The organism is Streptomyces rishiriensis, assembly GCF_003112535.1.
Taxonomy (GTDB): Bacteria; Actinomycetota; Actinomycetes; order Streptomycetales; family Streptomycetaceae; genus Streptomyces; species Streptomyces rishiriensis.
In genome coordinates, this window is record NZ_BEWA01000010.1 from 116,610 (window position 1) to 140,534 (window position 23,925).

Annotated in this window: 16 protein-coding genes; 8 read left to right on the plus strand and 8 right to left on the minus strand. The window is 74.5% G+C overall.

All coding sequences use genetic code 11. From position 1 onward, the window contains the following. The first annotated feature begins 138 nt into the window (after window positions 1-138). Window positions 139-3,354 (plus strand): AMP-binding protein, encoded by a 3,216-nt coding sequence (locus tag Sri02f_RS18130; RefSeq protein WP_159106727.1) that lies wholly within the window; start codon window positions 139-141, stop codon window positions 3,352-3,354. Between the two features lie 112 nt (window positions 3,355-3,466). Here Sri02f_RS18130 and Sri02f_RS18135 read toward each other — a convergent pair whose 3' ends face one another. Beyond that, window positions 3,467-4,858, minus strand: coding sequence for an NDP-hexose 2,3-dehydratase family protein (locus Sri02f_RS18135; protein ID WP_109002351.1), 1,392 nt, complete (start codon window positions 4,856-4,858; stop codon window positions 3,467-3,469). A gap of 147 nt (window positions 4,859-5,005) precedes the next feature. Between Sri02f_RS18135 and Sri02f_RS18140 the strand changes: the two genes are divergently transcribed. Further along, window positions 5,006-8,431 (plus strand): AfsR/SARP family transcriptional regulator, encoded by a 3,426-nt coding sequence (locus tag Sri02f_RS18140; protein WP_109002352.1) that lies wholly within the window; start codon window positions 5,006-5,008, stop codon window positions 8,429-8,431. 14 nt (window positions 8,432-8,445) lie between these two features. On the opposite strand, the gene Sri02f_RS18145 is transcribed toward Sri02f_RS18140, so the two are convergent. The 3 genes from Sri02f_RS18145 to Sri02f_RS18155 are packed head-to-tail and all read right to left on the minus strand — an operon-like array spanning window position 8,446 to window position 11,747. After that, a complete protein-coding gene (locus Sri02f_RS18145; protein ID WP_109002353.1) occupies window positions 8,446-9,492 on the minus strand; it encodes a methyltransferase in 1,047 nt (348 codons plus the stop codon). Continuing rightward, complete coding sequence (locus tag Sri02f_RS18150; RefSeq protein WP_109002354.1) at window positions 9,485-10,696, minus strand: acyl-CoA dehydrogenase family protein; 1,212 nt, start codon at window positions 10,694-10,696, stop codon at window positions 9,485-9,487. Before Sri02f_RS18150 ends, Sri02f_RS18145 begins: the two co-directional genes overlap by 8 nt. Before the next feature lie 19 nt (window positions 10,697-10,715). Next, a complete protein-coding gene (locus Sri02f_RS18155) occupies window positions 10,716-11,747 on the minus strand; it encodes a class I SAM-dependent methyltransferase (RefSeq protein ID WP_109002355.1) in 1,032 nt (343 codons plus the stop codon). A 114-nt stretch (window positions 11,748-11,861) separates the two neighbouring features. Between Sri02f_RS18155 and Sri02f_RS18160 the strand changes: the two genes are divergently transcribed. From Sri02f_RS18160 to Sri02f_RS18175, 4 genes are all read left to right on the plus strand, one after another. Next, a complete protein-coding gene (locus Sri02f_RS18160; RefSeq protein WP_109002356.1) occupies window positions 11,862-13,526 on the plus strand; it encodes an FAD-dependent monooxygenase in 1,665 nt (554 codons plus the stop codon). 73 nt (window positions 13,527-13,599) lie between these two features. Continuing rightward, window positions 13,600-14,640: an ATP-binding cassette domain-containing protein gene (locus Sri02f_RS18165; protein ID WP_109002357.1), complete on the plus strand. Its 1,041-nt coding sequence runs from the start codon at window positions 13,600-13,602 to the stop codon at window positions 14,638-14,640. Next, window positions 14,637-15,473: an ABC transporter permease gene (locus Sri02f_RS18170; protein WP_109002358.1), complete on the plus strand. Its 837-nt coding sequence runs from the start codon at window positions 14,637-14,639 to the stop codon at window positions 15,471-15,473. The genes Sri02f_RS18165 and Sri02f_RS18170 overlap by 4 nt, the downstream gene beginning before the upstream one ends. Window positions 15,474-15,505: 32 nt before the next feature. After that, on the plus strand, window positions 15,506-16,759 hold the full coding sequence (locus Sri02f_RS18175) for a nucleotide disphospho-sugar-binding domain-containing protein (protein WP_109002359.1): 1,254 nt from the start codon (window positions 15,506-15,508) through the stop codon (window positions 16,757-16,759). Window positions 16,760-16,836: 77 nt separating this feature from the next. Here the strand turns inward: Sri02f_RS18175 and Sri02f_RS18180 are convergent, their stop codons facing one another. Then, entirely contained in the window at window positions 16,837-17,964 is a 1,128-nt protein-coding gene (locus Sri02f_RS18180; RefSeq protein WP_109002360.1) for a polysaccharide pyruvyl transferase family protein, read from the minus strand. 153 nt (window positions 17,965-18,117) lie between these two features. Here Sri02f_RS18180 and Sri02f_RS18185 point away from each other — a divergent pair, with 153 nt between their 5' ends. Both Sri02f_RS18185 and Sri02f_RS18190 read left to right on the plus strand, forming a co-directional pair. Beyond that, window positions 18,118-19,308: a nucleotide disphospho-sugar-binding domain-containing protein gene (locus Sri02f_RS18185; protein ID WP_109002361.1), complete on the plus strand. Its 1,191-nt coding sequence runs from the start codon at window positions 18,118-18,120 to the stop codon at window positions 19,306-19,308. Beyond that, complete coding sequence (locus tag Sri02f_RS18190) at window positions 19,305-20,681, plus strand: nucleotide disphospho-sugar-binding domain-containing protein (protein WP_109002362.1); 1,377 nt, start codon at window positions 19,305-19,307, stop codon at window positions 20,679-20,681. The genes Sri02f_RS18185 and Sri02f_RS18190 overlap by 4 nt, the downstream gene beginning before the upstream one ends. Here the strand turns inward: Sri02f_RS18190 and Sri02f_RS18195 are convergent. Genes Sri02f_RS18195 through Sri02f_RS18205 form a run of 3 tightly spaced genes read right to left on the minus strand, consistent with a single transcriptional unit; the run spans window position 20,633 to window position 23,894 of the window. Beyond that, on the minus strand, window positions 20,633-22,180 hold the full coding sequence (locus tag Sri02f_RS18195) for a PH domain-containing protein (RefSeq protein WP_109002363.1): 1,548 nt from the start codon (window positions 22,178-22,180) through the stop codon (window positions 20,633-20,635). The two genes, Sri02f_RS18190 and Sri02f_RS18195, sit on opposite strands and share 49 nt — an antisense overlap. Next, window positions 22,177-22,686 carry a PH domain-containing protein gene (locus tag Sri02f_RS18200; protein WP_109002364.1) on the minus strand — a complete coding sequence of 170 codons (510 nt, stop codon included), beginning with the start codon at window positions 22,684-22,686 and terminating at the stop codon, window positions 22,177-22,179. Before Sri02f_RS18200 ends, Sri02f_RS18195 begins: the two co-directional genes overlap by 4 nt. Beyond that, window positions 22,683-23,894 (minus strand): nucleotide disphospho-sugar-binding domain-containing protein, encoded by a 1,212-nt coding sequence (locus Sri02f_RS18205; protein WP_109002365.1) that lies wholly within the window; start codon window positions 23,892-23,894, stop codon window positions 22,683-22,685. Before Sri02f_RS18205 ends, Sri02f_RS18200 begins: the two co-directional genes overlap by 4 nt. Between the last annotated feature and the right edge of the window lie 31 nt (window positions 23,895-23,925).

A 23,925-nucleotide genomic window follows, 5' to 3' on the forward strand; every position in this document is an offset into this window, starting at 1 on the left:
GGCCGCCGCTCGACCGCCGATCCTGCGCACCCGGCTTCGAGAGCCGGTCCAGCCGGATTCGATTCGACGACGCCTTGAGAGCGGTGGCTGAGGATGCGGACCGACCGGCGCCGGGAGTGTTGCCAAGGGGAGGCCACCATGGAGAGGCAGAAACCGTTCGCGTCCAGCGTGCCGCGCACGGAGTGGGGCGATCAGCCCCGGGACGAGCTGGTGCACGCGCGCGTCGCGGCACACGCCCGACGCACGCCCGACGCGCCCGCCCTGCGCTGGAACGGTGTGGACACCTCCTACGGCGGACTGGTCGAGGGAGCCCGGCGCGGCGCGGCCGTCCTGGCCGGTCTCGGCGTGGGCCGCGGGGACGTCGTCGTCGTCCGGGCGGACTGCGTACCCGACACGGTGCGGCTGCTGCTGGGCGTCATGCAGTGCGGCGCCGCGTACACGATCGTTCCGCCGGACTGGCCGCGCGGCCGCTACGAGCGCATCGCGGGCCTCGACGGGGTCCGCCTCTGCGTGAGCGCCGCTGCCGAGGACCCGGTGCCGGGGGTCCGCACGATCGACCTCGCCTCGGTCGTGGCGGGACCGGTGAGCGGTGCCGCGAGCGGGGCCGAGGGCGCGGCCGCGTCCGCGGCCGCCGGAGCGACGGGGGCCGCCTCCGGCGGCGACGACGCGCTGTGCGTCTTCTTCACCTCGGGGAGTTCCGGTGCGCCCAAGGGCGTGACCGCCTCGCACCGCGGACTGCTCCGGCTGGCGGAGGACGAGTCCTGTGTGGTGCCGGGCCGTATGACGACGTACCAGATGGCCTCACCCGCGTGGGACGCCCTCGCCTGGGAACTGTGGGTGCCGCTGGTGCGCGGAGGCACCTGTGTGCTGTCCGGCGGCGAGCGCCCCACCGGGGCCCGGGTGCGGGCGGCGATCGCCCAGGGCGTCGACGCGATCTTCCTCAACACCGTCCTGTTCAACGCGCTCGTCGACGACGACATCGACTGCCTGAGCGGCCTCGACCTGCTCCTCACCGGCGGTGAGCGGCACTCGGTCCGCCATCTGGCGGCCTGCCGCCGCCGCCATCGCGGAGTCCGGCTGCTGCATGCGTACGGACCCTCCGAGAACACCACCTTCACCACGACGCACCCGCTCGACGCGGTGGACGCCGACGCGGAGGTCCCCATCGGCAGGCCGGTGCGCGGGACCGACCTCTGGCTGCTGGACGAGGACCGAAAGCCCGTGCCGGACGGAGCCGTCGGGGAGATCGTGATCGGTGGCGAGGGACTGGCCATCGGCTACCTCGGCGACCCGGGGGAGACCGAACGGCGCTTTCCCGTCCTCGACCTGGACGGCGCGCCGCGTCGCGTGTACGTCACCGGTGACCTGGGACGGTGGGACGAGGACGGCCGGCTGGTCTTCGCCGGACGCCGCGACCGGCAGATCAAGCTCCGGGGAGTACGGATCGAGCCCGCGGAGATCGAGACGGTCATCGAAGGGGTGCCCGGAGTCAGGCGTGCGGCGGTCGTGGCGCTGACGGACGCGTCGGGCCGTACGACAGGGCTCGCGGCGGTGGCGAGCAGCGAGGGCGGACCGCTGCCGGCGCGGGAACTGGTCACCGGGGCCGTGACGCGGGAACTGCCCGCGGCGTGTGTGCCGGAACGGATCGCGATCGTGGAACGGCTCCCGAAGCTGTCCAACGGCAAGGTCGACCACGGGGCCCTGAGCGCCCTGGTCCCAACCCGCGCGCGGGCCGCCGCCGGACGGCCGGCGCAACCGTCCGGCGAGGAGGGCGAGAGCCCGGAGCCGGCAGGCGGGCCGGACGGCGGCCCGGACGGCGAGCTGGGCCCGGCCCTTGCCGTGGCGGGGGAACTGCTCGGCTACGAAGTCGGGCCGCACGACGACCTGTTCGACCACGGCGCGACCTCGATGACCGCGATCCGCCTGGCGACCAGGCTCGGGCGGCTTCTCGGCCACCCCGTCTCGGAGCTGGACATCCTGCAGACGCGGACCGTGAGCGCGCTGCTCGAACGCCTAGGCGAGCGGGAGCCGCACGCACACGGGCCGGCTCCCGCGCAGCGCGAGCGGGCCGCCCGGGCGGCGCAGCCGGGCACAGGCCCCGACGGTGGCGCGCTCTTCTCGCTGGAGAAGTTCTGGCGGATGGCGGAGTACGAGCCCGATCTCCACGAGAGCATCATGCCGACGCTGTTCGTGCTCCGCGGCGCACTGGACACGGCGGCGCTGCGAGCCGCGGTCGACGCCGTCGTCACCCGGCACGACGTCCTGCGCGCCCGGTTCCGCGCGGGCGCCGGCGGTCTGGAGGCCGAGATCCTGGCGCCGGCCGAGGCCACCGGCGTCCTCCAGGTGGACCGCGGCGCCCCGGCGCCGCGCGCGGTCGCCGAGCGGCGGGCGCGCGACTGGCTCACCGCGCCCTTCCCGCTGCGCGGCGCCGGCCCCCTGCGGGCCCGGCTGCTCAGGGCCGCGGAGGGGGAGTGGCTGCTGGCCGTGGTCGGGCACCACATCGCCTTCGACGCCTGGTCGACCCAGCTGTTCTGGCGGGAGCTGTTCGACGCCTACCGGGCGATCGGCGCCGGGCGCCCGGCCTTCGAGGGACCCGCCGCGTCCTTCTTCACCACCTACCGCACGCAGTTGAACGACCAGGCACAGCGGCGCCCGGCCGCGCTCGCCAGCTGGCGGTCGCGGGCCGAAGGGGTGGACTGGATCAGGTTCCCCGACGCATCCGACGTGCCCCGCTACGGACCGGCGGCCGAGGTGGACCTCAAACTCACCAAGGAGCTGATGGCCGACGCCGGGCGGGCCGCGGCGGCCGTGGACGGCACCGCGAGCGCCGTGTTCCTGGCCGCCTTCGCCCGGGTGCTCGGCGCGCACACGGGCGCCGCCGACCTGGCGGTCTGCACCCCGGTCTCCGGCCGCTTCGCACCCGACTCCGCCCAGTCCATCGGCTGTTACGCCAGCATGCTCGCGCTGCGCCTGGCCGCGGCCGCCGAACCCCGGGAACTGGTGCGGCAGGCCGCCGGGCAGCTGCGCGAGGCGATGAGCGCGCCGCTGCTCTCGATCGACCTCCAGTTGCCCGAGGTGCCCGCGGGATTCCCCCGCCACCCCCTGCTCCAGGCGTACTTCGTCCTGGAGGAGGTGCCGCCGTCCAGGGTGGACATCACGGCGGACCTGTACGGCGAGCAGATCCGGGTCGCTCCCGTGACCTGGGTGCCCGAGCTGCACCTGGAGCTGCGCCCGCACCCGGACCTCGGCGGGCTGCTGCGGTACCGCACGGACGTGGTGCCGCGGGCCGACGCGGAGTCGCTCGCCGCCGAACTGGTGACCCAGGTGGCCGAGCTGTCCGCCGTCCTGGGCTGAACCCCCGCACGACGACGGCCCGCACCACGACGGCCCGCACCACGACGGCCCCCGCACCGGACGCCTTCACGGAGTCCGGTGCGGGGGCCGCCGACGGTCGGTCCGTCGACCGTCAGTCCAACGAGTGCAGCACCGCGACGAAGGTGCGCGCCTGCATGTTCAGGTAGTAACTGTGTTCCAGCAGACGGCTGATCTGGCGGGCGGTCAGCCAGACGAAGTCGTCCGGCACGTCGGCGAGTCCCTCGCCCACGTCGATGATCCGGTAGCGGACCTCCGCGTGGTGGAAACGGGCCCCCTCCTCCGACTGCAGGGCGTCGTACAGGACCGCCTCCCGCGGAGCGGACAGGACATGGTCGAGGAAACGCGGGCGGCGCTCCGGCGGCAGGTCACGGTAGTTGTCCGGGGTGCACTGGACGGTCGGCCCGAACTCCGCGACGTCCAGCGAGCCGGCCTCGACCCGGGCGTGCAGCAGCACATGCCGCACCCCGTCGAACCGCCGGGTCAGCAGCGCCGCGTGGCCGCCGGGGACCGGCGCGAGCAGCGGCTGCGACCAGTGCAGGATCTCCCGGCTGTCGGCGTGCACCTCGGCGGCGATCACCTTGAAGTACCTGCCGTCCGGCCGGGAGATCTCGTCGTCGAGCCGCAGCCAGGGCGCCGCCTCGCTCAGCGGCAGGCGGTGCTGGGCCACCTCGTGGCGGGCCTTGACCTCGGACAGCATGCCGATCACCTCGGGCAGCGTGTGCCGGGCCCGCCCGCCGTCGTCCGGCGCACCGCCCGGCAGACACGCCAGAACCGAACAGGCCTCCATGCTCAGCACGTTGTCCCGGCGCATCAGCGCGCGCAGCTGGCCGAGGGTCAGCCAGCAGAAATCCTCGTGCTCGGGGACGGGCCCCCCGGTCTCCAGGACCATGTGCCGGTTGCGCTTGCGCAGGAACCAGGTGCCGCGCTCGGACTGCAGGGTGTCGACGAGTATCCGGCGCGGCCCGCTCCGTACGAAATAGTCGATGTACGGGATGGCGCGGCCCTTGTGCACCCCGCTGTAGTTGCTGCGGGTGGCCTGCACGGTCGGGGACAGCCGCACCGCGCCCGTGTTGCCCGGCTCCATCTTGGCCTGCATCAGAAAGTGCAGCACGCCGTCGAACTCACGGACCAGGATGCCGAGGACGCCGATCTCGCGCTGCACCAGAATGGGCTGTTCCCAGCAGCCGATCTCCTCGCCGCCCTCCACCCGCAGCCCCTCGACGGAGAAGAACCGGCCGCTGTCGTGCACCAGCGAACCCGTACGCGGATCGAACCCCCAGCCCGTCAGCCGGGCGAACGGGATACGGGTCACCTGGAAGCCGCTGCGCCGGCGACGGGCGGCGAACCAGGCGTCGAAACGGGCGTTCGGCATCACCGGGCTGTCCACCGCCCGCGCGGAGACAGCGATCCGGTGCGCAGGACCGACGGGGGACGGGGCGGAGCCGGACGCCGTGATATCGGACTCCGCGGAAGACTTGAGCATCCAGCTGACCTTCTCCTCGGGGCGATGTCCGGCCCGAAGCTAACGAGCGGTCGCCGAGGGCGATTCGAGTACGGTCGGAGGCGTCCGGGCAGCCTGCGGCGCATCCGGTAGTGTCACCACCCGGGTCAGTGCGGGAGGACGACGGGCATGGAAGCGACGGGCATCCGCGTGGCGGTCCTCGGCCCGCTGGTGGTCCGTGACCTGCAGGGCGATCCGGTGGCGCTGCCCGGCGCCCGGCTGAGCTCGCTGGTGATCCGGCTGGCCCTCGCCGGGGGCCGCCCGGTCGCCACGGAACGCCTCATCGAGGACCTGTGGGGCTCCGCGCCGCCCGCCAATCCGCTCAACGCGGTCCAGGCCCTGGTGTCGCGGCTGCGCCGGCTGGCGCCCCACCTGCCCGTCAGCTCGTCACTGGCCGGATACGCCCTGGACGTCGCGCCGGAGGCCGTCGACCTGTGGCGGTTCGAGAAGCTGACGGCGCGCGGTCGCGGGCAGCTGCCCGACCGGCCCGATCTGGCGGCGGCCACCCTCCGCCAGGCGCTGGAGCTGTGGCGGGGCGAGGAGTTCACGGAAGCGGCGGGAGCCCTGTTCACCCAGGCGCCCGCCGTGCACGCCCGGGAGCTGCGCAGGTCCGCCCTGGCCGGCCGGATCGACGCCGATCTCGCCCTCGGCCGGGCCGCCGAGGCGCTGCCCGAGCTGGAGCGCCTCGTCCACGCCGACCCGGCCGACGAATGGTGGGCCGCCCGGCTGATGCTGGCCCTGCGGTCGGTGGGGCGCCAGGCAGATGCGCTGGAGGCGTACGGGCAGACCCGCGGCGCGCTCGCCGAGCTCGGCATCGATCCCTCCCCGGAGCTGGCGGGCGTCCACCTCGCGGTCCTGCGCGGGACGCCGGCGCCCGGTGCCGCCCGGTCCGCCGCGCCCCCGGGCGCGAGCCCGGCTCCGCAGCCCCCACCGCGCACCGGGGTGCCCCCGCGGCTCACCGGGTTCCTCGGCCGGGAGGGCGAACTGGCCCGGCTGGCCGAGCTGTTCACCTCGCAGCGGCTGGTCACCGTGGCGGGGCCCGGCGGCATCGGCAAGACCCGGCTCGCGACCGAGGCGGCCCAGCTGCTGGCGGACCGGTTCGAGGACGGGGTCTGGTGGGTGGACCTGGCCGCGCTCCGCGACCCGGCGCGGGTCGCGGAGGCCGTCCTCGCCACCCTTGAACCGGGCGGCCCCGCGGTGCTCGGCGGCCAGGTCCCGCTCGGCCGCGGGACGCACGAGCGGCTCGCCGACCTGGTCGGCGGCCGCCGCATGCTCGTGGTGTTCGACAACTGCGAGCACCTGGTGGAGGCCGTGGCGCGGCACATCGACGTCCTGCTCGCGAGCTGCCCGCAGGTGCGCGTGCTGGCCACGAGCAGGGAACCGCTCGCCGTGGCGGGCGAGCGGGTGCTGCCGCTGGGGCCGCTCGCGCCGCCGCCGGTGGGCGCCGCGCTGCCCGAGGTGACGGCGAGCCCGGCCGTGCGGCTGCTGGCCGAGCGGACCCGGGAGGTGCGCCCCTCCTTCGTGGTGGACGAGGCGAACGCGGGCGACGTGGCCCGTATCTGCCGTCGGCTCGACGGTCTGCCGCTCGCCCTCGAACTGGCGTCGGCGCGGTTGCGGGCCCTGTCGCCCGCGCAGATCGCCGACCGCCTCGAGGAGCACTTCCGGCTGCTCACCGGCAACCGGCGCGGCGGCCCCGACCGGCACCGCACCCTCGACGCCGTCGTCGGCTGGAGCTGGAACCTGCTCAGCCCCGAGGAACGGGTCCTGGCCAGACGGCTCGCCGTCTTCTCGGGCGGGGCTACGCTCGACGCCGCGGAGCGGGTCTGCGCCTGCGCGACGGCGGCTCTGCCGGCCGACGCGACGGCGACGGGGGGATCGGCGGCCGACGTCTCTGCGGCGGGGGGCCTGTCGGCCGGTGCTTCTGCGGGGAGGCGCCTGCCGGCCGACGCGTCCGCGGTGGCGGGCCTGCCGCCCGCTGCCCCTGCCGCGGAGGGTCTGCCGCCCGAGAACGTGGTCGACCTGGTCACCGCGCTGGTGGACAAGTCGCTGCTTCTCGTCGACGAGAGCGACGGGCGGGTGCGGTACCGCATGCTCGGCACCATTCGTGAGTACCTCGTGGAACAGCTCGGCGCGGCTGAGGGCGAGATGACGCGGCGCGCGCACGCCGCGTACTTCCTGGAGCTGGCCGAGGCCGCCGAGCCGCAGCTGCTCGGCGCCGACCAGGTGACCTGGCTGGCCCGGCTCGCCGCCGAGCAGGACAACGTACAGGCGGCGCTGCAGTGGGCGGTCGAGACGGGGGAGGGGGGCCTCGCCGTACGGCTGGTGGCGGCCCTCGGCTGGTACTGGTTCCTGCGCGGTCAGCAGGTCGAGGCGGCGGACTGGGCGGCCCGCGCCCTGGCCGCGCCGGGTGACGCCCCGCCCGACGCACGCGCCCTGGTGCTCATCATGTCGGCCCTGGTCCCCGCCACCTCCGCGCAGGGGGTGGCCGAGGCGATGACACGGATCAGGCAGTGGATGGACCTGACCGAACGGACCCGCCCCGAGGGCGCCCGCAAGCGGCCCGAACTCGCCGCGTTCCAGGCCATGCTGAGCATGCTGGACCAGGACCTGGCCGGTGCGCTGGCGGCGATGGAGCGGCTGACCCACGAGGCGGATCCGTGGACCCGGGCCTGCGGACATCTCAACTGCGGTCACATCCACGGGGGCGCGGGCGACGTGCCGCGGGCGCGGCAGCACTACCGCTCCGCGCTGCACGAGGCCAGGAGCATCGGCGAGCGGTGGGGGCAGATCCAGGCGCTCAGCGCCCTCGCGGAGATCGCCGCCACCCTCGAAGGCGCAGAGGAAGCCGCGCAGCTGCTGGAGGACGCCCTGCAACTGGCCGTGGAACTCGGTGCGGTGGAGGACCAGATCACCATCCGGGCCAGGCTCGCCGGTGAACGCGCCCGGGCCGGCGACCTGGCCGGCGGCCGGGGCGAGCTGGAGCTCGGGCTGCGTACGGCGCGACGGGCGGGGATCACCCGCTGTCTGCCGCAGGTGTGCTGCGGCCTCGCCGACGTCGCCCGCTGGGAGGGCGACCTGCCCGGCGCCTCGGCGGTCCTCGGCCGGAGCATGGCGTCGTTGAGCGCCGTCTCCCGTCCCGACGTGGGGCAGCTCGCCCTGACGCTCTGCGGGCAGGGCCATGTCGATGTGGCCGGCCGGCGCCTGGCCAGCGCGAGGGAGCGGTACCAGGAGGCGGCGACGTACGCCCTGCTCCTCGGCGACCCGAAGGTGATCGCCGCGGTGGCGCGGCTCGGGGCGGACATCGCTCAGGAACGCGGCGACGCCGAGCGGGCGATGACCCTGCTCGGCGTCGGTGACGCACTGACCGGCGAGGCGGGCCGGACCCATCCGGACGCCCGCCGGGTCCGGACCCGCTGTGAGGCGCTGGCGGGCGGGCCGGCCCTCGACAGCGCCTACCGCGGCGGCGCCGCCGCGGTGGCCACCGGCGACCGCGACGCGCTGACCGCGGTGCTGGCCCCGGCCGGCCGCGACGAGGGACCGCCGCCCGGGCCCTGACACCCCTGCGACGGTCAGGGCCCGGGCACCACCGCCTCGACCAGATGCACCACGCTTGCGGTCGGGGTGATCGAGCAGAACTCCAGCCCCGCGCGCGTGAGCACCGAGCGCAGCTCCCCCTGCGTGCGTTCGCGGCCGCCCTGGCTGACGAGCATCAGCAGGTTCATGACGGTGGCGATCTCGGGGGTGTCGGTGGCGTCGAGCACCTGCTCGATCAGGACGACCCGGGACCCGGGCGGGGCGTTGCGGGCCAGAGTGCGCAGAGCCGCGACGGCGGTGGCGTCGTTCCACATGTGCACGACGCCCTTGAGCAGATACGTGTCGGCCTTGACCGGGACGTCGACATGGCAGTCCCCGGCGACCAGCCGGCAGCGGTCGGCGAGTTCACCGCCCCTGCGCAGGGCCGGGTCGGCGTCGGCGACCACCTGCGGCAGGTCGAACAGCACCCCGTTCAGGGCGGAATGACGGTCCAGCAGCGTCCGCAGCAGCGTGCCGCGCCCCCCGCCGATGTCGGCGACCGTGCCGGCGCCGGACAGGTCGAGCGCCTCCGCCACGGCCGCCGCCGTGGTCTCGCCGGACTTGGCCATGGCCCGGTCGAAGAGCGCGCCCAGCTCCGGTTCGTCCTGGTGGAGATAGGCGAACAGGGGCTTGCCGTACAGGTCCTGGAACACGCTCCGGCCGCTGCGTACCGCCTCGTCGAGACGGGACCAGATCTGCCAGGCGAACGGGGCCCCGGCCAGCAGGGCCATCGCCCTGCGGCCCGCCGGTGCGTCCGTGCGCAGCAGCCGGGACATCTCGGTGTGGGTGTAGCCGCCGTCCTCGGTCTCGCGGAACACCTCGTGACAGGCGAGCGCCCGCAGCAGCTGGCCGAGTGCCTCCTCGTCGGCGCCCACCGCCGTGGCGAGCGCGCCGACGGACAGCGGCTCCTCGCCGAGCGCGTCGGCCAGCCCCAGCCGGGCCGCCGCGGTGACGGCCGCGGTGACGCCGAGGCTGTAGGCGAGGGTGTGCAGGCGCAGCGCGGCGGGGATGGCGGGCGCCGCACCCGGGGCCGGGTCAGCCATGGGATGGTTCCTCCTCGGTGCTCGGCCGGTACGCCCCCAGCGTGTGCCGGGCGTACACGGCGGCGTTGCTGTCGAATTGCAGGGCGGCGTGCGCGGCCGCCGCGTGGACGTCCCGCCAGGCGCGCTCCACGGGGCTGCCCTCGGCCTGGCCGCGGGCCCCGCTCTCCCGCTGCAACCGGTCCACCGCGTCCGTCAGGGACTCGGCGACGACGGCGTAGTCGCGGTGGCTGCGCGGCACCGCGTCGGCCGGGACCTCGGCGTCGGCGTCCGCCGTCGCGGTGATGCGTCCGATCAGCAGCGAGGCCGCCTCGACCGCGGCCGACGAACGAGCCAGCGCCGACTGCACGGAGGCCTTCTCCGCGGACGGCACGGCGCGGCCCATGAGGACCTCGGTCCTCGACGCGATCCACCGGCTCCACTCGTGCAGGGCTCCGTCGGCCGCCCCCAGGGCGGGGGTGATCATGGTGAGTCCGTTGACGAGCCGGAAGGGCACCGCGTGGCAGCGGGCGGGTTCGGCCTCGGGCGCCGTACCGGCCAGCAGCACGGCCTGGGCGAACGTGCGGTGCTCGGGGACGAAGACCTCGCCGAGCACCACGGCCTTGCTGCCCGTGCCGCGCAGCCCGACGGTGAACCAGGTGTCCCGCACCTCGCAGACTCCGCGCGGCACGGCGAAGAACCGCAGCCGGCGCTCCGCCGGTTCGGGCTCCCAGGCCGCGAGCAGCACCCAGTCGGCGAAGTCCACTCCGCTGATGAAGTTCCAGGTGCCGTTCAGCACCCAGCCGCCGGGCGCCCGGGCGGCGGTGCCCGCGGGGACGAACCCGGCGGACACCCGGGCGTCGGGCCCCTCCCGCCAGACCTCCGCCTGGCCGCGGGCGGGCAGATAGGCGGCCAGCCGGGCGTGCGAGGCGTACAGCGAGGCGCACCACCCGGCGGCGGCGCAGCCCGCGGCGACCTCGGTGACGCCCGCGACGAACTCGGTGAAGGTGCCGGCGTCGCCGCCGAACCGCCGGGGCACGAAGTGGCGGGGGAACCCCGCCAGCGTGATCGCCCGGACGGCTTCCGGGCTCAGCACCCGTTCACGGTCGGCGAGCCGGGCGAGCCCGGACACCGTGGACCGGGCCGCGCGGGCGGCGCCGCGCAGTGCTTCGGGCCCCCGGGCGGGCCGCCGCGGGGCGGTCGCCGGGGCGGGGCCGGTGTGCGGCATGAGCGCTGTCCTTTCCGCGTCAGGGCCGGTCGGCGAGGAACAGCCGGTGCATGGCCTTCTCGGCGGAGTGGTCGGTGGGATTGCTGAAACCGGCGTCCGTCAGCATCCGCTTGTAGGTCTCGACCGAGTGGGTCTCCCCGTCGTGCGTCTGCACGAGCATGATCACGGAGAACATGTACGGCAGCGGGTTGGTGTGCGGGGTGTCGTCCTCGTCGGTGGTGTGGCCGACCACCGCGATCCGGCCGCCCGGCTTGACCGCCGTGGCCGCGTGCTTGAGCAGCTCGGTGGCCTCCTCCTGTGAGAAGTGGTGCAGCACGTTGGTGAGCATCACGATGTCGTACGGGCCCCCGAGCGGCGTCTTGAACATGTCGCCGGAGAGGGTTCTGAAGCGGTCCGCGAGACCGAGCCGCTCCGCGTGGCGCCGGGTGATCTCCAGGACGTTCGGCCAGTCGAGGCCCGTGATGGTGGCCCGGGGCTCGCGCTGGGCGAAGGCGAACCCGTATGAGCCGTGGCTGCACGCGATGTCCAGCACGTCCACCGACTCGCGGTCCCTGGCCCAGGGCACCAGCTGGTCGGCCATCAGCTCGGCCGCGCCGTTGTTGAACCAGGAGGTGTTCGTGGCGAACTCCTCCCAGTAGTCGAACTGCGGGGTCAGGGCGTGGGTCTCGGCGACGGTCCCGCCGTGCCGTACCGCGTCGATCAGATGCTTCTGCGCGTCCCACTCCCAGTCGCTCGCACCGAGCCGCACGGCTCCGCCGAAGAATTGCGAACCGCTGCTGACGAGCAGCGAGTGGCCGCCGTCCGGCAGCGCGTAGGTGTCGTCCACGTTGTGCAGCAGGCCGATCGCGGCCAGCGCGTCGAGCAGGATGCGCATGCCGCGGGGGTGGACGTCCTTGTCCGCGGCCAGCTCGGCGGCGGTCCGCGGACCGTCCGCGAGCGGGTCGAACAGGCGCAGCTCGAAGGCGGTGCGCAGCAGCGCGGTCTTCACGTAACCGCGGGCGATGTCGTGCAGCTGCCTGGTGTCGATGCTGGGCGGTGTGGAGTGCGTCATGACTACCTTCCGTCGGCTGAGCGGCGAGCACATGCTTGCGGCGCCGCTTCGAAGCACGTTCGAAGCACGACCGTCACGCTGCTGGCCCAGGCCACTCACGTGACGGGAAGCAGCATGGACAGCGAAGTCGAAGTGGTGATCGCGGGCGGTGGGCTGGTGGGCCTGTCGCTCGCGGTCTTCCTCGCCGACCAGGGAGTGGACACCCTTCTGGTCGAACAGCGCCGGGAGCCGTCGAGGCTGCCGCGCGGCCGCGGACTGAACCTGCGTTCCATGGAGGTGCTGCGCGCCACCGGGGTCGAACAGGCGCTGCGCCGCGCACCGCGGTCGGTGCTGTACGGGTTCCCGGAGATCGCGCGGGCCGAGACCCTCGCCGGGCAGGAGCGCTTCCGGGCCGCCCGGCCGGCGACCGAGGCGTTCACCGCGATCAGCCCGGCCGAACCCCTGATGATCGACCAGAACGAGGTCGAGCCGGTGTTGCGGGCGGACGCCGAACGGCGCGGCGCCGACCTGCGGTTCGCCACCCGCCTCGACTCCTTCGAGCAGGACGGCGCCTCGGTCACCGTCCGGCTGCGCGATCTGACGACGGACGCCCCGTCCACGGTGCGGGCCCGCTATCTGGTCGCCGCGGACGGCCACCGCTCGCCGGTGCGCGGCGCGCTCGCCATCGCGACGAGCGGGGTGGGCAGCATCGCCCACTACGCCAACATCCCCTTCCGGGCCGACCTCTCGGTCCCGCTGCGCGGCCGCCGTCTCGCCCTCTGCTATCTCGACCAGCCCGTCGCGCACACCATGCTGACCCGGCTCGACCACCCGGAGAACTGGGTCCTGATGGTCCCCTACCGGCCCGAACAGGGCGAGCGGGCCGAGGACTTCACGCCCGGCCGCTGTGCGGAGCTGGTGCGGGCGGCGACCGGCGTGCCCGGTCTGGAACCGGACCTGCTGCACGACCGCGACGGGCCGGGCGCCGTGGTGCAGACCTGGGAGCTGGCCTCGTGGACCGCGGACGCCTACCGGCGGGGCCGGGTGCTGCTCGCAGGCGACGCGGCGCATGTGATGGCCCCCGCCGGCGGCCTGGGCGGGAACACCGGCATCCAGGACGCGCACAACCTGGCCTGGAAGCTGGCGGCCGTGCTGCGCGGCACCGCGGGGCCCGCGCTGCTCGACACCTACGAGCAGGAGCGCCGCCCGGTCGCGCTGGCAGCCGGGGAACAGTCGGTGCGCCAGCAGCTGAGCCGGCGCTCAGGAGGACGCTCGCAGGACCCCGCCCCCCATCCCCTCGCCGCCGTCCTGGGACACCGCTACCGCTCGGCCGCCGTGGTGACGGAAGAGGAGGGGGCCGAACTCCCGGCGATGTCCATGGAGTTCGACGGGACTCCGGGCAGCCGGGCCCCGCACCATCCGGTGCTCCTCGCCGGGGAACGGCTCTCCACGCTCGACCTCTACCGGGGCAGGTTCGTGCTGCTGTGCGGGCAGCGGGGCGGCCGGTGGGCCGAAGCGGCGCGCGGGCTCGACGCCGCGCTGGACGTACAGGTGCACCGCATGGGCGCCGCCCTGTGCGACGCGACGGGCGGCTGGGCCGCGGCGCACGGGGTGTCGGACAGCGGCGCCGTGCTGGTGCGGCCGGACGGGTTCGTCTGCTGGCGGGCACCGCACGACACGGACCCACACCCCGGCCGCACCCTCGCCGGCGTGCTCGCCCAGGTGCTCGCCGCGCCCGCCGAGGCCCGGCCGGCGGATCCGGGGGACCGTCTCAGGGCCGTGTCAGCGCCGTGTCAGTGACCGGATCGACCATCCGGACCGCAAGGCCCGAGCGGCACCAGCGGCGAGGACCGAAGACGACGAAGGGAACATCATGACGGAGGCACTGCTCGCCGAGGGGCTGGCCAAGCGCTTCGGCGACGTGACGGCCCTCGCGGGCATCGACCTGCAGGTGCGCGAGGGGCAGGTGCTCGGACTGCTCGGTCCCAACGGCGCCGGGAAGACCACGGCCGTACGCATCCTGGCGACCCTGCTCAAGCCGGACGCGGGACGGGCCCTCATCGGCGGCTTCGACGTGGTCCGCGAAGCCTCCCGGGTGCGCCAGCTCATCGCGCTCACCGGACAGTACGCGGCGGTCGACGAGAACCTCACGGGCGCCGAGAACCTCGTGCTGATCGCCCGGCTGCTGGAGATGAGCCGGCCGGACTCCCGGCGGCGGGCCGCCGAGCTGCTGGAGGCGTTCAGCCTCAGCGACGCCGCCCGGCGCACGGTGCGCACCTACTCCGGCGGCATGCGCCGCCGCCTCGACCTCGCGGCGAGCCTGGTGGGACGGCCGCGGGTGCTCTTCCTGGACGAGCCCACCACCGGACTCGACCCCAAGAGCCGCATCGAACTCTGGCGCGCGGTACGCCAGTTGGCCAAGGAGGGCACCGCGGTCCTCCTCACCACCCAGTACATGGAGGAGGCGGACCGCCTGGCCGACGACCTCATCGTGATCGACAAGGGCCAGGTCGCGGCCCGGGGCACCGCCGGCGCGCTCAAGGCGCGCGTCGGCGACCGCACCCTGGTGATCCGGCCGGACGATCCGGAGGAGCTGGCGGCGATGGTCGGCGCCGTGCGCGCCGTCGTGCCCGAGGCCATGGAGGAGGACGGCGCCGTCGTCGTCCCGTCGGCCGACGGAGCACTGATGTCCACCGTCCTGCGGCGGCTGGAGGAGGCGGGACTGCGGCTGGACGAGGTCGGTCTGCGCAAGCCCAGCCTGGACGAGGCGTTCCTCGCCATCGTCGGCAAGCCCGCGGACTCGGCGGACACCGGCGAGGAGCAGACCGGCGCCCCGGAGGCGGGCGACCCGCAGGCGCAGGACACCGCGCAGGGCACCGGCCCGGCCGCGCACCACGAGGAGAGCGCCGCATGAGCGACACCCTGACCCACCCGTCCGTGATCGGCCCCGCCGGCCCCGCCGGCCCCGTGGCGGTCCGCCGCATGACCCCGGTCCGGATGTACCGGCACACGGCCGCGCTCACCTGGCGCATCCTCACCCAGATCCGCCACAACCCGGAGCCGCTGTTCCTGCTGGGCATCCAGCCCATTCTGTTCCTGCTGCTCTCCACGTACATCTACGGCGGACAGATGGCCGGCTCCTCCCACTCCTACCTCCAGTACGAGGTGCCCGGAGTGCTCGGCTACAACGCGGTGTTCGCGACCATGAGCAGTGCGCCCGCGCTCTTCGGCGACGTGGCGCGCGGCGTCTTCGACCGGTTCCGTTCCATGCCGGTCTCCCGGCTCGCCCCGCTGATCGCCCGCTACTGCGGCGACCTGGTGCTCCAGATGTGGGCCCTCGTCCTGGTGCTGATCGTGGGCTTCTCGCTCGGCTTCCGGATCCACACGCACTGGTGGCACCTGGGCTACGCAGCGCTGCTGCTGGCGGCCTTCTCCTTCGGCATGGCCTGGCTGGCGATGGCCATCGGCCTGTCGGTGAAGTCCGCGGAGACCGTGCAGATGCTCTCCTTCCTCTGCACGATCCCGCTGACCTTCATCAGCGGCGCGTTCGCCCGTACCGACACGATGCCCGGCTGGCTCCAGGCGTTCGTCAAGGTGAACCCGGTCACCTGGCTGGCGGCCGCGGAGCGCGGGCTGCTGCTGGGCGGCCCCGTCGCCCGGCCGGTCACCTACACCCTGCTCTCCTCACTGGTGGTGGCGCTGGTGTTCGCGCCCCTGGCCATCCGTGGCATCGCCCGGCGCCGCTGACCACGATCCCCTTCTCGACGCCGGAGGCGACGATGCGGTTGCTGTTCACCACCTCGAACTGGGCAGGCCATTACTTCTGCATGATCCCGCTCGGCTGGGCCGCGCAGGCGGCCGGACACGAGGTCCGGGTCGTCTGCGCCCCGCAGCAGGCGGAGACGATCGGACGGGCCGGGCTGGTGCCGGTGCCCGTCATGGAGAGCCCCGACATGATGTACATGGCGCGGCTCCATCTGTACGCCAACGTCGTGGAGGGGAAGGTCACCCTCCCCGGGCTGCCGCTCCACCCGGTCACCGCGGAGCGGGTGGGACGGCTGGACGAGTTCGACGTGACGGCGGCCCAGAAGGAGTTCGGTGTCGAGTACGGCGCCGCCGTGGGCGAGAGCCATCGGCGCACGGCGCAGTTCGCCCGCGCCTGGCGCCCCGACCTGGTCTGCCATGACGTGCTGGCCGAGGAGGGCGCCCTGGTCGCCGATGAGCTGGGCGTGCCGAGCGTGTACTGCGCGCCCGGCCTGTTCGGCACCCTCGACGAGGAACTGGGCCTCGACCTCGCCCTGCGCGACCTGGTCAACAACATGTCCAGGCCGGGGGTGCCGTACTGGGACCGGGAGTCCATCACCCGGGTGATCGACCCTTCGCCGGACTCGGCCGTGCCCCCGCTGGGAAAGGCCGCCCGGATGCCCGTGCGGTTCGTGCCGTACAACGGGCCCGGCGCGCTGCCCGGCTGGACGCTCGCACCGCGCCGGCGGCCCCGGGTGTGCGTGGTGTGGGGCCGTTCGGCCAGCGGGCTCTACGGGATGGACGTGCCCGCGCTGCGCGAGGCGGTCACCGCGGCGGCCGGGCTCGGCGCGGACGTCGTCCTCACCGCCGCGGCCGAGCAGGTACGGGCGCTCGGCACGCTCCCCGACGGGGTGCGGGTCCTCGAGAACTTCCCGCTGCACCTGCTGCTGGCCGCCTCGGACGTCGTCGTCCATCACGGCAGCGACAACTGCCTGATGAACGCGGCGGTGGCGGGAGTGCCGCAGCTGGCGCTCGCGCTGGCGAGCGACCAGATCGTGTTCAGCAGGCGGCTCGCGGCGACCGGCGCGGTCGTCCCGCTGGAGGGGCTGACCGCAGGGCCCGCGCAGATCCGCGGCGCCCTCGCCGCCCTCCTCGACGACCCCGCCCTGCGCACGGCCGCGGAGCGACTGCGCGCGGAGACGGCCGCGGCGCCGGCGCCGAGCGAGGTCATGGCAGAGCTGACCGGGGCGGCGCCCCTGGGCCCGTCGGCGGACACGGCGGACGGCTGAGCGGCGGACGGCACGACAGCGGGGCCGGCCTCGCAGGAGGCCGGCCCCGCCGTCGTGTCCGCCCCGGCGGCGCGCCCTCAGCGCCCGGTGTAGACGCGGTCCGCGACCGCACGCTTGGCGGTGCGCAGCCGGCGCACCGTCTGCGGTGGGTAGCCGCCGTCCGCCGGCCGCTCCGGCAGGTCGAAGTCGCCGATCAGCCGCCAGTGTGACCCGCCGTCGGTCAGTGAGCGGTGCTTGGTGCCGTAGTAGTCGGGCCGGATGTCCAGCGCCACACCGGACGCGCCGCCCGCGGCCGCCACCAGATGCGGGTGGAACCGGGTCGTCAGCCACGCCTGCCCCGGCCGCACCGGCAGGCCGTCCGCGAGTACGTCGGCCATCGCGTAGCTGCGGGCCCCGGGCAGCACGCGCCGGGCCGCGTCGAGGACCTCCCGGTCCTGGTCGGGCGCGCACTCCAGCAGACCGACCCGGTCCGCGCCCCACGCGTCCACCACCTTGGCGACGAACGACAGCAGCTCGGCCGGATCACCGGCGGCGAGCAGCGACTGCACGCTCACCATCACATCCGGTACGTCGTCGGCGCCCGCGTACAGCTGGGGCCCGAGCCCGAGGAACACGTCGTCGCAGCTCAGCGACGACGGTCCGGCGGCGAGGAGTTCAGCCGAAGCCGCGTCCCGTACGTCCACGACGGCGAAGGCGTCCGCGAGCGACCTGATCAGCCGGCTCGCCCCCTCGGCCGGCGGCCACAGCCCCTGGCCGGTCATGGCGGCCCGCCCGCCGGACAGCCCGACGGCGGTCGTGATGCCCGCCAGCAGTCCGGCGAACGGCGCCCAGATGGCGTTGATGAACCCGCCGCCGAGCAGATGCACCACTTCGGCCCGGCGCAACAGGGCCACTCCGGGGGCCTGTTCGGGGTAGGGGCCGGGATCGCGCACGGCCGCCGCGACGGCCTCGGCGGTCCGGGCCGGGTCCGGCGACCAGTTGCGTACGCACAGCTGCCACAGCGAGTTGAGGAACCGCACGCGCGGATGCGTACCGCGCATGCGCGCCTCGGCCGCCTCCGGCCCGATGCAGTCCACGACCACATCGGCGTCCGGGGCCACCTCGGCGAGATGGCGCAGCCAGGTCAGAGCGATCAGTTCGTCGCCGTAGTTGGGAATTCCCGCGGGGGAGACCAGGTAGTACAGAGGCCGCACTCGATCAACCATGCGTCCCATCCCGCCACACGCCGTTCGAGACGGGATCGAAGGGCGGCGGACACCCCCGCGCCTCCTTGAACGTGCGTTGAACAGGAGCCCGGATACTCCCCGGGGAATCCACCGCGCGGAGGGAACCGCCCTCCATCCCCACGAGGAGGCCCCATGCGGGTGCTGATCATGGCCACACCGGTGGCCAGCCATTTCATGCCGATGGTCCCCCTGGCGTGGGCCCTGCGTACGGCCGGCCACGAGGTGCTGGTCGCCGGACAGCCCGACATCGTGGCGCCCGCGCTCGCCGCCGGACTGCCGGCCGTCGAGATCGGGGATCTGTACGACGCCGTGGAAGCGCTCACGGCCAGGCTCCCCGCCGGGAAGCGGCCCAACCAGGCGGGCCGGGCGCAGGTGTCGGACCAGACCCCGTTCACCCTCGTCATGCCGTGGCTGATGCACACCCGGTATCTGATGAAGCAGTACCTGGAGTTCGCCGCCGAGTGGCGGCCGGAACTGGTCGTCAGCGACCCCATGGAGTTCAGCGCGCTGCTGGTCGGCGGTGTGCTCGGCGTTCCCGTCGTCCACCACCGCTGGGACATCGAGCCGCTCGCCGACGAGCCGACGGCCATGGCGAGGACTCTCCTGGGCGCACGGTTCGCACGCCTCGGTCTGGCCTGCGAACTCCCCGGCCCCAGCCTCGTCCTGGACTCCTGCCCGCCCTCGGTGCGCGGCACCGGCGCGACGGACGCCGGGCCCCCCACCCGGGCCGTGCGCTACGTCCCGTACAACGGAGCGGGCACGCTGCCCCCGTGGGTCACCGAACCCGCCGGGCCCGGCCGGGTGGTGGTGAGCCTGGGCGGACTGACCGCCTCGCTCAACGGCATCCCGCTGTTCCGCAGCGTGGTCGACGGACTTGAGGCGATCGAGGGCGTCGAGACGATCGTGACCCTCCCGGCGCGCTACCACGCCGAGTTGGGACCGGTGGGCCCCGCCACCCGCGTCGTCGAACCCGTTCCGCTCAACCTCTTCCTCGCGTCCTGTGCCGCCGTCGTCCACCACGGCGGTACGGGCACGGCCCTGACGGCGTGCGCATTCGGCCTGCCCCAGCTGGTGCTGCCGCAGATCGGCAACGAGTCGCTGTGGGCCGCCCGGCTGCGCGACCGCTGTGTGGCACGCGAGCTCACCGATCCCGCGGCCCAGGACGATCCCGGGCAGGTCCGGGACGCGGTGCGCGACCTGCTGGAGAACGGTTCGTACGCGGCGGGCGCCCGCAAGGTCGCCGACGAGATGGCCGCGCTGCCGGCGCCCGCCGGGCTCGTACCCGAACTGGAGGCGCTCGCGGCCGGGTCCGGTGACCGATGAGGCTCCTGGTCACCGCCCTCGCGCCGAGCCATCTGCTCTGCATGGTCCCGACGGCCTGGGCAGCCCGCGCGGCGGGGCACGAGGTCCTGGTCGTGGGACGCGCGGAGGTGGCGCGGGCCGCCCGCCGGGCCGGGCTGCCCGCCGCCGAACTGACACAGGCGCCCGCGGCGGCCGGTACCGGCGCTGACACGGGCCCGGCGGGCGTCCCCGCCGACGGGCCGGACCCGGGGCTGCCCCGGATGGAGCGGGTGCTCACCGAGGCGCAGCGGCAGTCGTTCGCCGGGCGGGTCTGGCCCGCCGGGGGGCACCCGTGGCAGGTGCGCGTCGGCCGGGTCGTCGACGCCTTTCTCGCGGTGGCCCGGCAGTGGCGTCCCGACCTGATCCTGTGCGACCCGATCGAGTTCACGGGACTGGTCGTCGGCGCGGTGACCGGTGTGCCGGTGGTCGTGCAGCGCTGGGGCGGCCCGGACTCCATGAGCGCCGAGGCGATCACCCGCGCCCGCGTGGTGCTCGCCGAGGCGGCGGCCGCCCTCGGCGCCGCCGACGGGATCCCGGCTCCCGTGCTCACCGTGGACCCGTGCCCGCCCAGCCTGCGCCTCGACACCTCGACCGCGGTCGAGTCCGTCCGCTTCGTCCCGTACAACGGCCCTCAGCAGCTGCCGTCCTGGGCGCGCACCAAGCCGCCGTGGCCCCGGGTCTGCGTGACGTTCGGCCTGTTCGGCAGCAAGGCGGCGATGTCGGGAGCGGACTTCATCGAGGGCGGTGATCTGGCGGCCCGCTTCGACGCGGTCGTCGAGGCGCTGCGGCCCCGGGCGGACCTGGACGTGGTGCTGACCGTGCCCGAGGCGGTGCAGCCGCTGCTGCGACCGGCGCCCGACCGGTTCCGGATCGTCGCGCACGCCCCGCTGGACGCGCTGTTGGCCACCTGCGACGCGGTGGTCCACCACGGCGGGACCGGCACCGCGATGACGGCCTGCGCCCGCGGCGTCCCGCAACTGCTGCTCCCGCCGCCGCACCCCGCCCTCGCGGACTGCGCCGCGGGCCTGGTCGGGCGTGGCGTGGGCCGCGCCCTCCAGGGCGCGGCCCAGACCGATCACCTGGCCCTGCGCTCGGCGCTCGACGCCCTCCTCGGCGAGGGCGAAAGCGAGGACGAGGGCGAAGACGCCGACGCAGCCACGAGCGCCGACGCAGCCACGAGCGCCGGCGCGGACACACGCGCCGACGCAGGCACACGCGCCGGTGCAGGCGCGGACCACGCGGTGGCCGGGGCCGGCAGGTCCGGTTGCCGTGGCCACGCGCGGGTCCTCGCCGAGGAGATCGCCGCTCAGCCCTCCCCGGCGGACCTCGTGCCGCTCCTCGCCGACCTGGCGTGAGGCAGCGCCTCGTCACCCACGGCACCGGTCGCCGCCGCGGCCGGTGTCAGGAAGGGGTCGAGCAGTCCCGGAGTCACCTCCCGGGCGATCCGCACCGCCTCGGCGACGTCCAGGTCGGGCAGCGTGTACCGGCGGCGGCCCGCGGCCGTGGTGGCGATGAACGTCACGAGCCCAGCCCGCCGCTGGAAGAACGACCGGCGCAGCCGCAGCCCGACGACGCCCTGGCGCGACAGCGCCCAGCGGCGCCGGACCAGGACGCCCGACCGCCCCACGAGATAAGGGCCGGCCTGAGCGTGGCCGAGCGAGCGATAGGCGTCGAAGGCCACCAGCACGGCGACCGGGAGCACCGCCGCCACCGCGGGCCACGGCCACACCGGCAGCGACGACCAGCGGACCGCCGCCGCGAACAGCGCCGCCACCGCCACGCCCACCGTCACGGCGCGGACGATCCGCCGCCGCAGGGCCTTGCGCGGATGGGGGGTCAGCGCGCACTCGACCGGGCCGGCGTCGCCCAGCGCCTCGCCGGCCAGCCGTCGCACCTCGGCGACGGGCGCGGACGGCACCAGCAGCGTCCCGCCGCCCCGTCCGGGCCGCAGCCCCGTGGTGACGGCGACGCACCGGGCGCCGCCCAGCGCGCGCACCGGGAGGGTCTCGCCGATCTCGACCCCGCGGATCCGCCGCTCCTCCACGGTGACGGTGCGGGTGGTGAGCAGCCCGTGCGCGGTCTGCAGGGCGCCGTCGGGCAGCCGGGACAGCCGGAAGTTGCCGAACATCACGGCGTAGAACAACGTCGACGCCGTGGTGGTGCACACGACGGCCACCAGAACAGCCTCCAGCACACCGGTCCACGGATGCGCGCCGCGCAGCTGGTCGGCCAGGGCGTGCGCGGGCGCCGTGTCCCAGGGCTCCAGGTGCACTTCGTTCAGCAGCACGGCGAGCAGTCCGAGCAGCACGGGACCCCCGACGTTGAGGGGCGCGTACCGCAGCCACGCCGGCTGGAACGCCGCGAGCTCACGGGCCCGGGGCCCGTCCATGTCCGTACGGAACAGCTCGGCCCGCACCCGGTCGGCGTCCGCCGCTCGCAGCGCGTCCAGCTTCAGCCGTCCCTCGGCGCCGCGCTCGTTGCTGCCGGTGCCGATCTCGACACGGGCCAGACCCAGCATCCGGTGCAGCAGATGCGCGGTGACGTCGATGCTGCGCACCCGCTCCCGGGGCACCGCGGTCACCTGACGCTGCACCAGTCCGCGGCGCAGCTGCACCTGCTTCGGGGTGATCCGGTACTGGGTGGTGTACCAGCGCAGCGGACCGAGCAGCACGGCGCCGGCCGAGGCCACCAGCGACCACAGTCCGCCCTCGCCGGTGCTGACGCCGACGACCAGGGTGGCCACCAGCAGGGGCAGGGCCCGGACGAGCTCGTGCAGCGGATGCACGAGGAGCATCCGGGGGTGCAGCCGACGCCACGGGGTCTCTTCGTCTGCGGACGTCGCGGCGGCGCTCACGTGGCATCGTCTTCCGTGTCCTGGGCCAGTCGGGTCAGCTCCGCCACCAGCTCCGAGGCCGTGGTGTGGTCGAGGCCCTGGATGATCAGCGGGCCCGCCGCGGAGGCCGTCGTGACCGTGACGTTGGTGAGGCCGAGGACCTGCTCCAGTGGGCCGCGCGTGGTGTCGACGGTCTGGATGCGCGAGACGGGCGCGATCCGGCGGTCCTCCACCAGCCAGCCGGTCTGGGTGAAGAGGGCGTCCGGGGTCGCTTCCCAGCGGTGCACCCGGTAGCGCCAGGACGGCATGACGCAGGTGTGCGCGACGCCCACGACCGCGGTGACGAGCAGCGCGACCAGGTGCGCGTCGCGCCGTCCGTCGTGTGCGAGGAGCAGCCAGACGCTCTGTGCCACGAGCAGCAGCAGCCAGCCGCCGCCCGCCCGGAGGGTCCAGTAGCGCACGACCCGTCGGTCGAGCCGGTGTGCGGGCGGGCGCAGCTCCGGCGCCCCGGCCTGTACGACGCTCATTTCGCGGCCTCCGCCTTGGCGACGATCTCTTCCAGCGCGGGGACCACCGAGGCGGGCAGCGGCTGCTCCTCGATCTCCTGGCGCAGCGCCCCCGCCGCGTCCCGGTGGGAGGCGTCCTCCAGCAGCGCGGAAAGGTGGTCCCGCACCGAGGGCGCGTCGACCTCGTCCTGCGGCAGATGGCGGCCCGCGCCCACGGCGACCAGCCGTTCCACGTTGAACCGGCCCTCGGGGATCTTGGTGATGCCCAACTGCGGTACGCCATAAGCCGCGGAGGTCATCATCACGCCCGTGCCGCCGGTGTGCACGATGGCCTGGCTGCTCTGGACGAGTGCGCTCAGCGGCAGCCAGTCGACGGCGCGTACGTTGTCCGGCAGCTCGCCCAGGTGGCCGCGGTGCTCGGGGTCCATCGCGCCGACCGTGAGGACCACCTCGACGTCGAGCGAGGCGGCGCTGCGCGCGATCCGCCCGAAGAGCTCGATGATGCCCACTCCCAGTTTCTTCTGCTGCGAGGTGCCCCAGGTGACCACCACCCGGGGGCGGGACGGCGGCTCCAGCAGCCAGGACGGTGCGACGCCGGGGCCGTTGTAGGGGATGTAGCGCATCTGGACGCGGTTGATCTCGTGCTGTCCCGGCCAGCGCAGCCCGGGCGGGCACGGGTCGATCCACGCGTCGGGGTCCAGCAGCGGCTCGACGCCCCAGCGGTCGAACAGGTCCAGATAGCCCTGGCGGTGCTCGGTGCCCACCCAGTCCTTGATGTCCAGCCGCAGCAGCCGGGCGAGGCCGTAGAGGTGGCTGACGGTGGGTAAGCCCAGGACCGCGCCGGCGACCGGTCCCGCGAAGGTCACCGGGTCGTGCACGATGAGGTCGGGCCGCCACTTGCGGCAGTAGTCCACCAGTCCGTCGACCATGTGTTCGCAGACGCTGAACTGCTTCTCGGCGAGCTGGTCGGTGACGCGCATCCAGGCGTTGATCTCCGGCTCGTCCGGGTCGGCCGGCTTGGGGACGAACGTGCCGCGCCGGTACCAGGAATCGGCGTCGATGTCCTCGCCGACCGAGACGCCGGGCAGCCCCGACTCGTTGACGGTGTCCATCAGGGACGGGGTGCTGGCGAACCGGACCTCGTGACCGGCGTTCAGGCAGGCCCAGGCGAGCGGCGCCATGGGATAGAAGTGCGGCCGCGCGGCGTACGCGGTGAACAGGATGCGCATGGCAGGACCTCCAGGGGATGGTCGGTCGGGC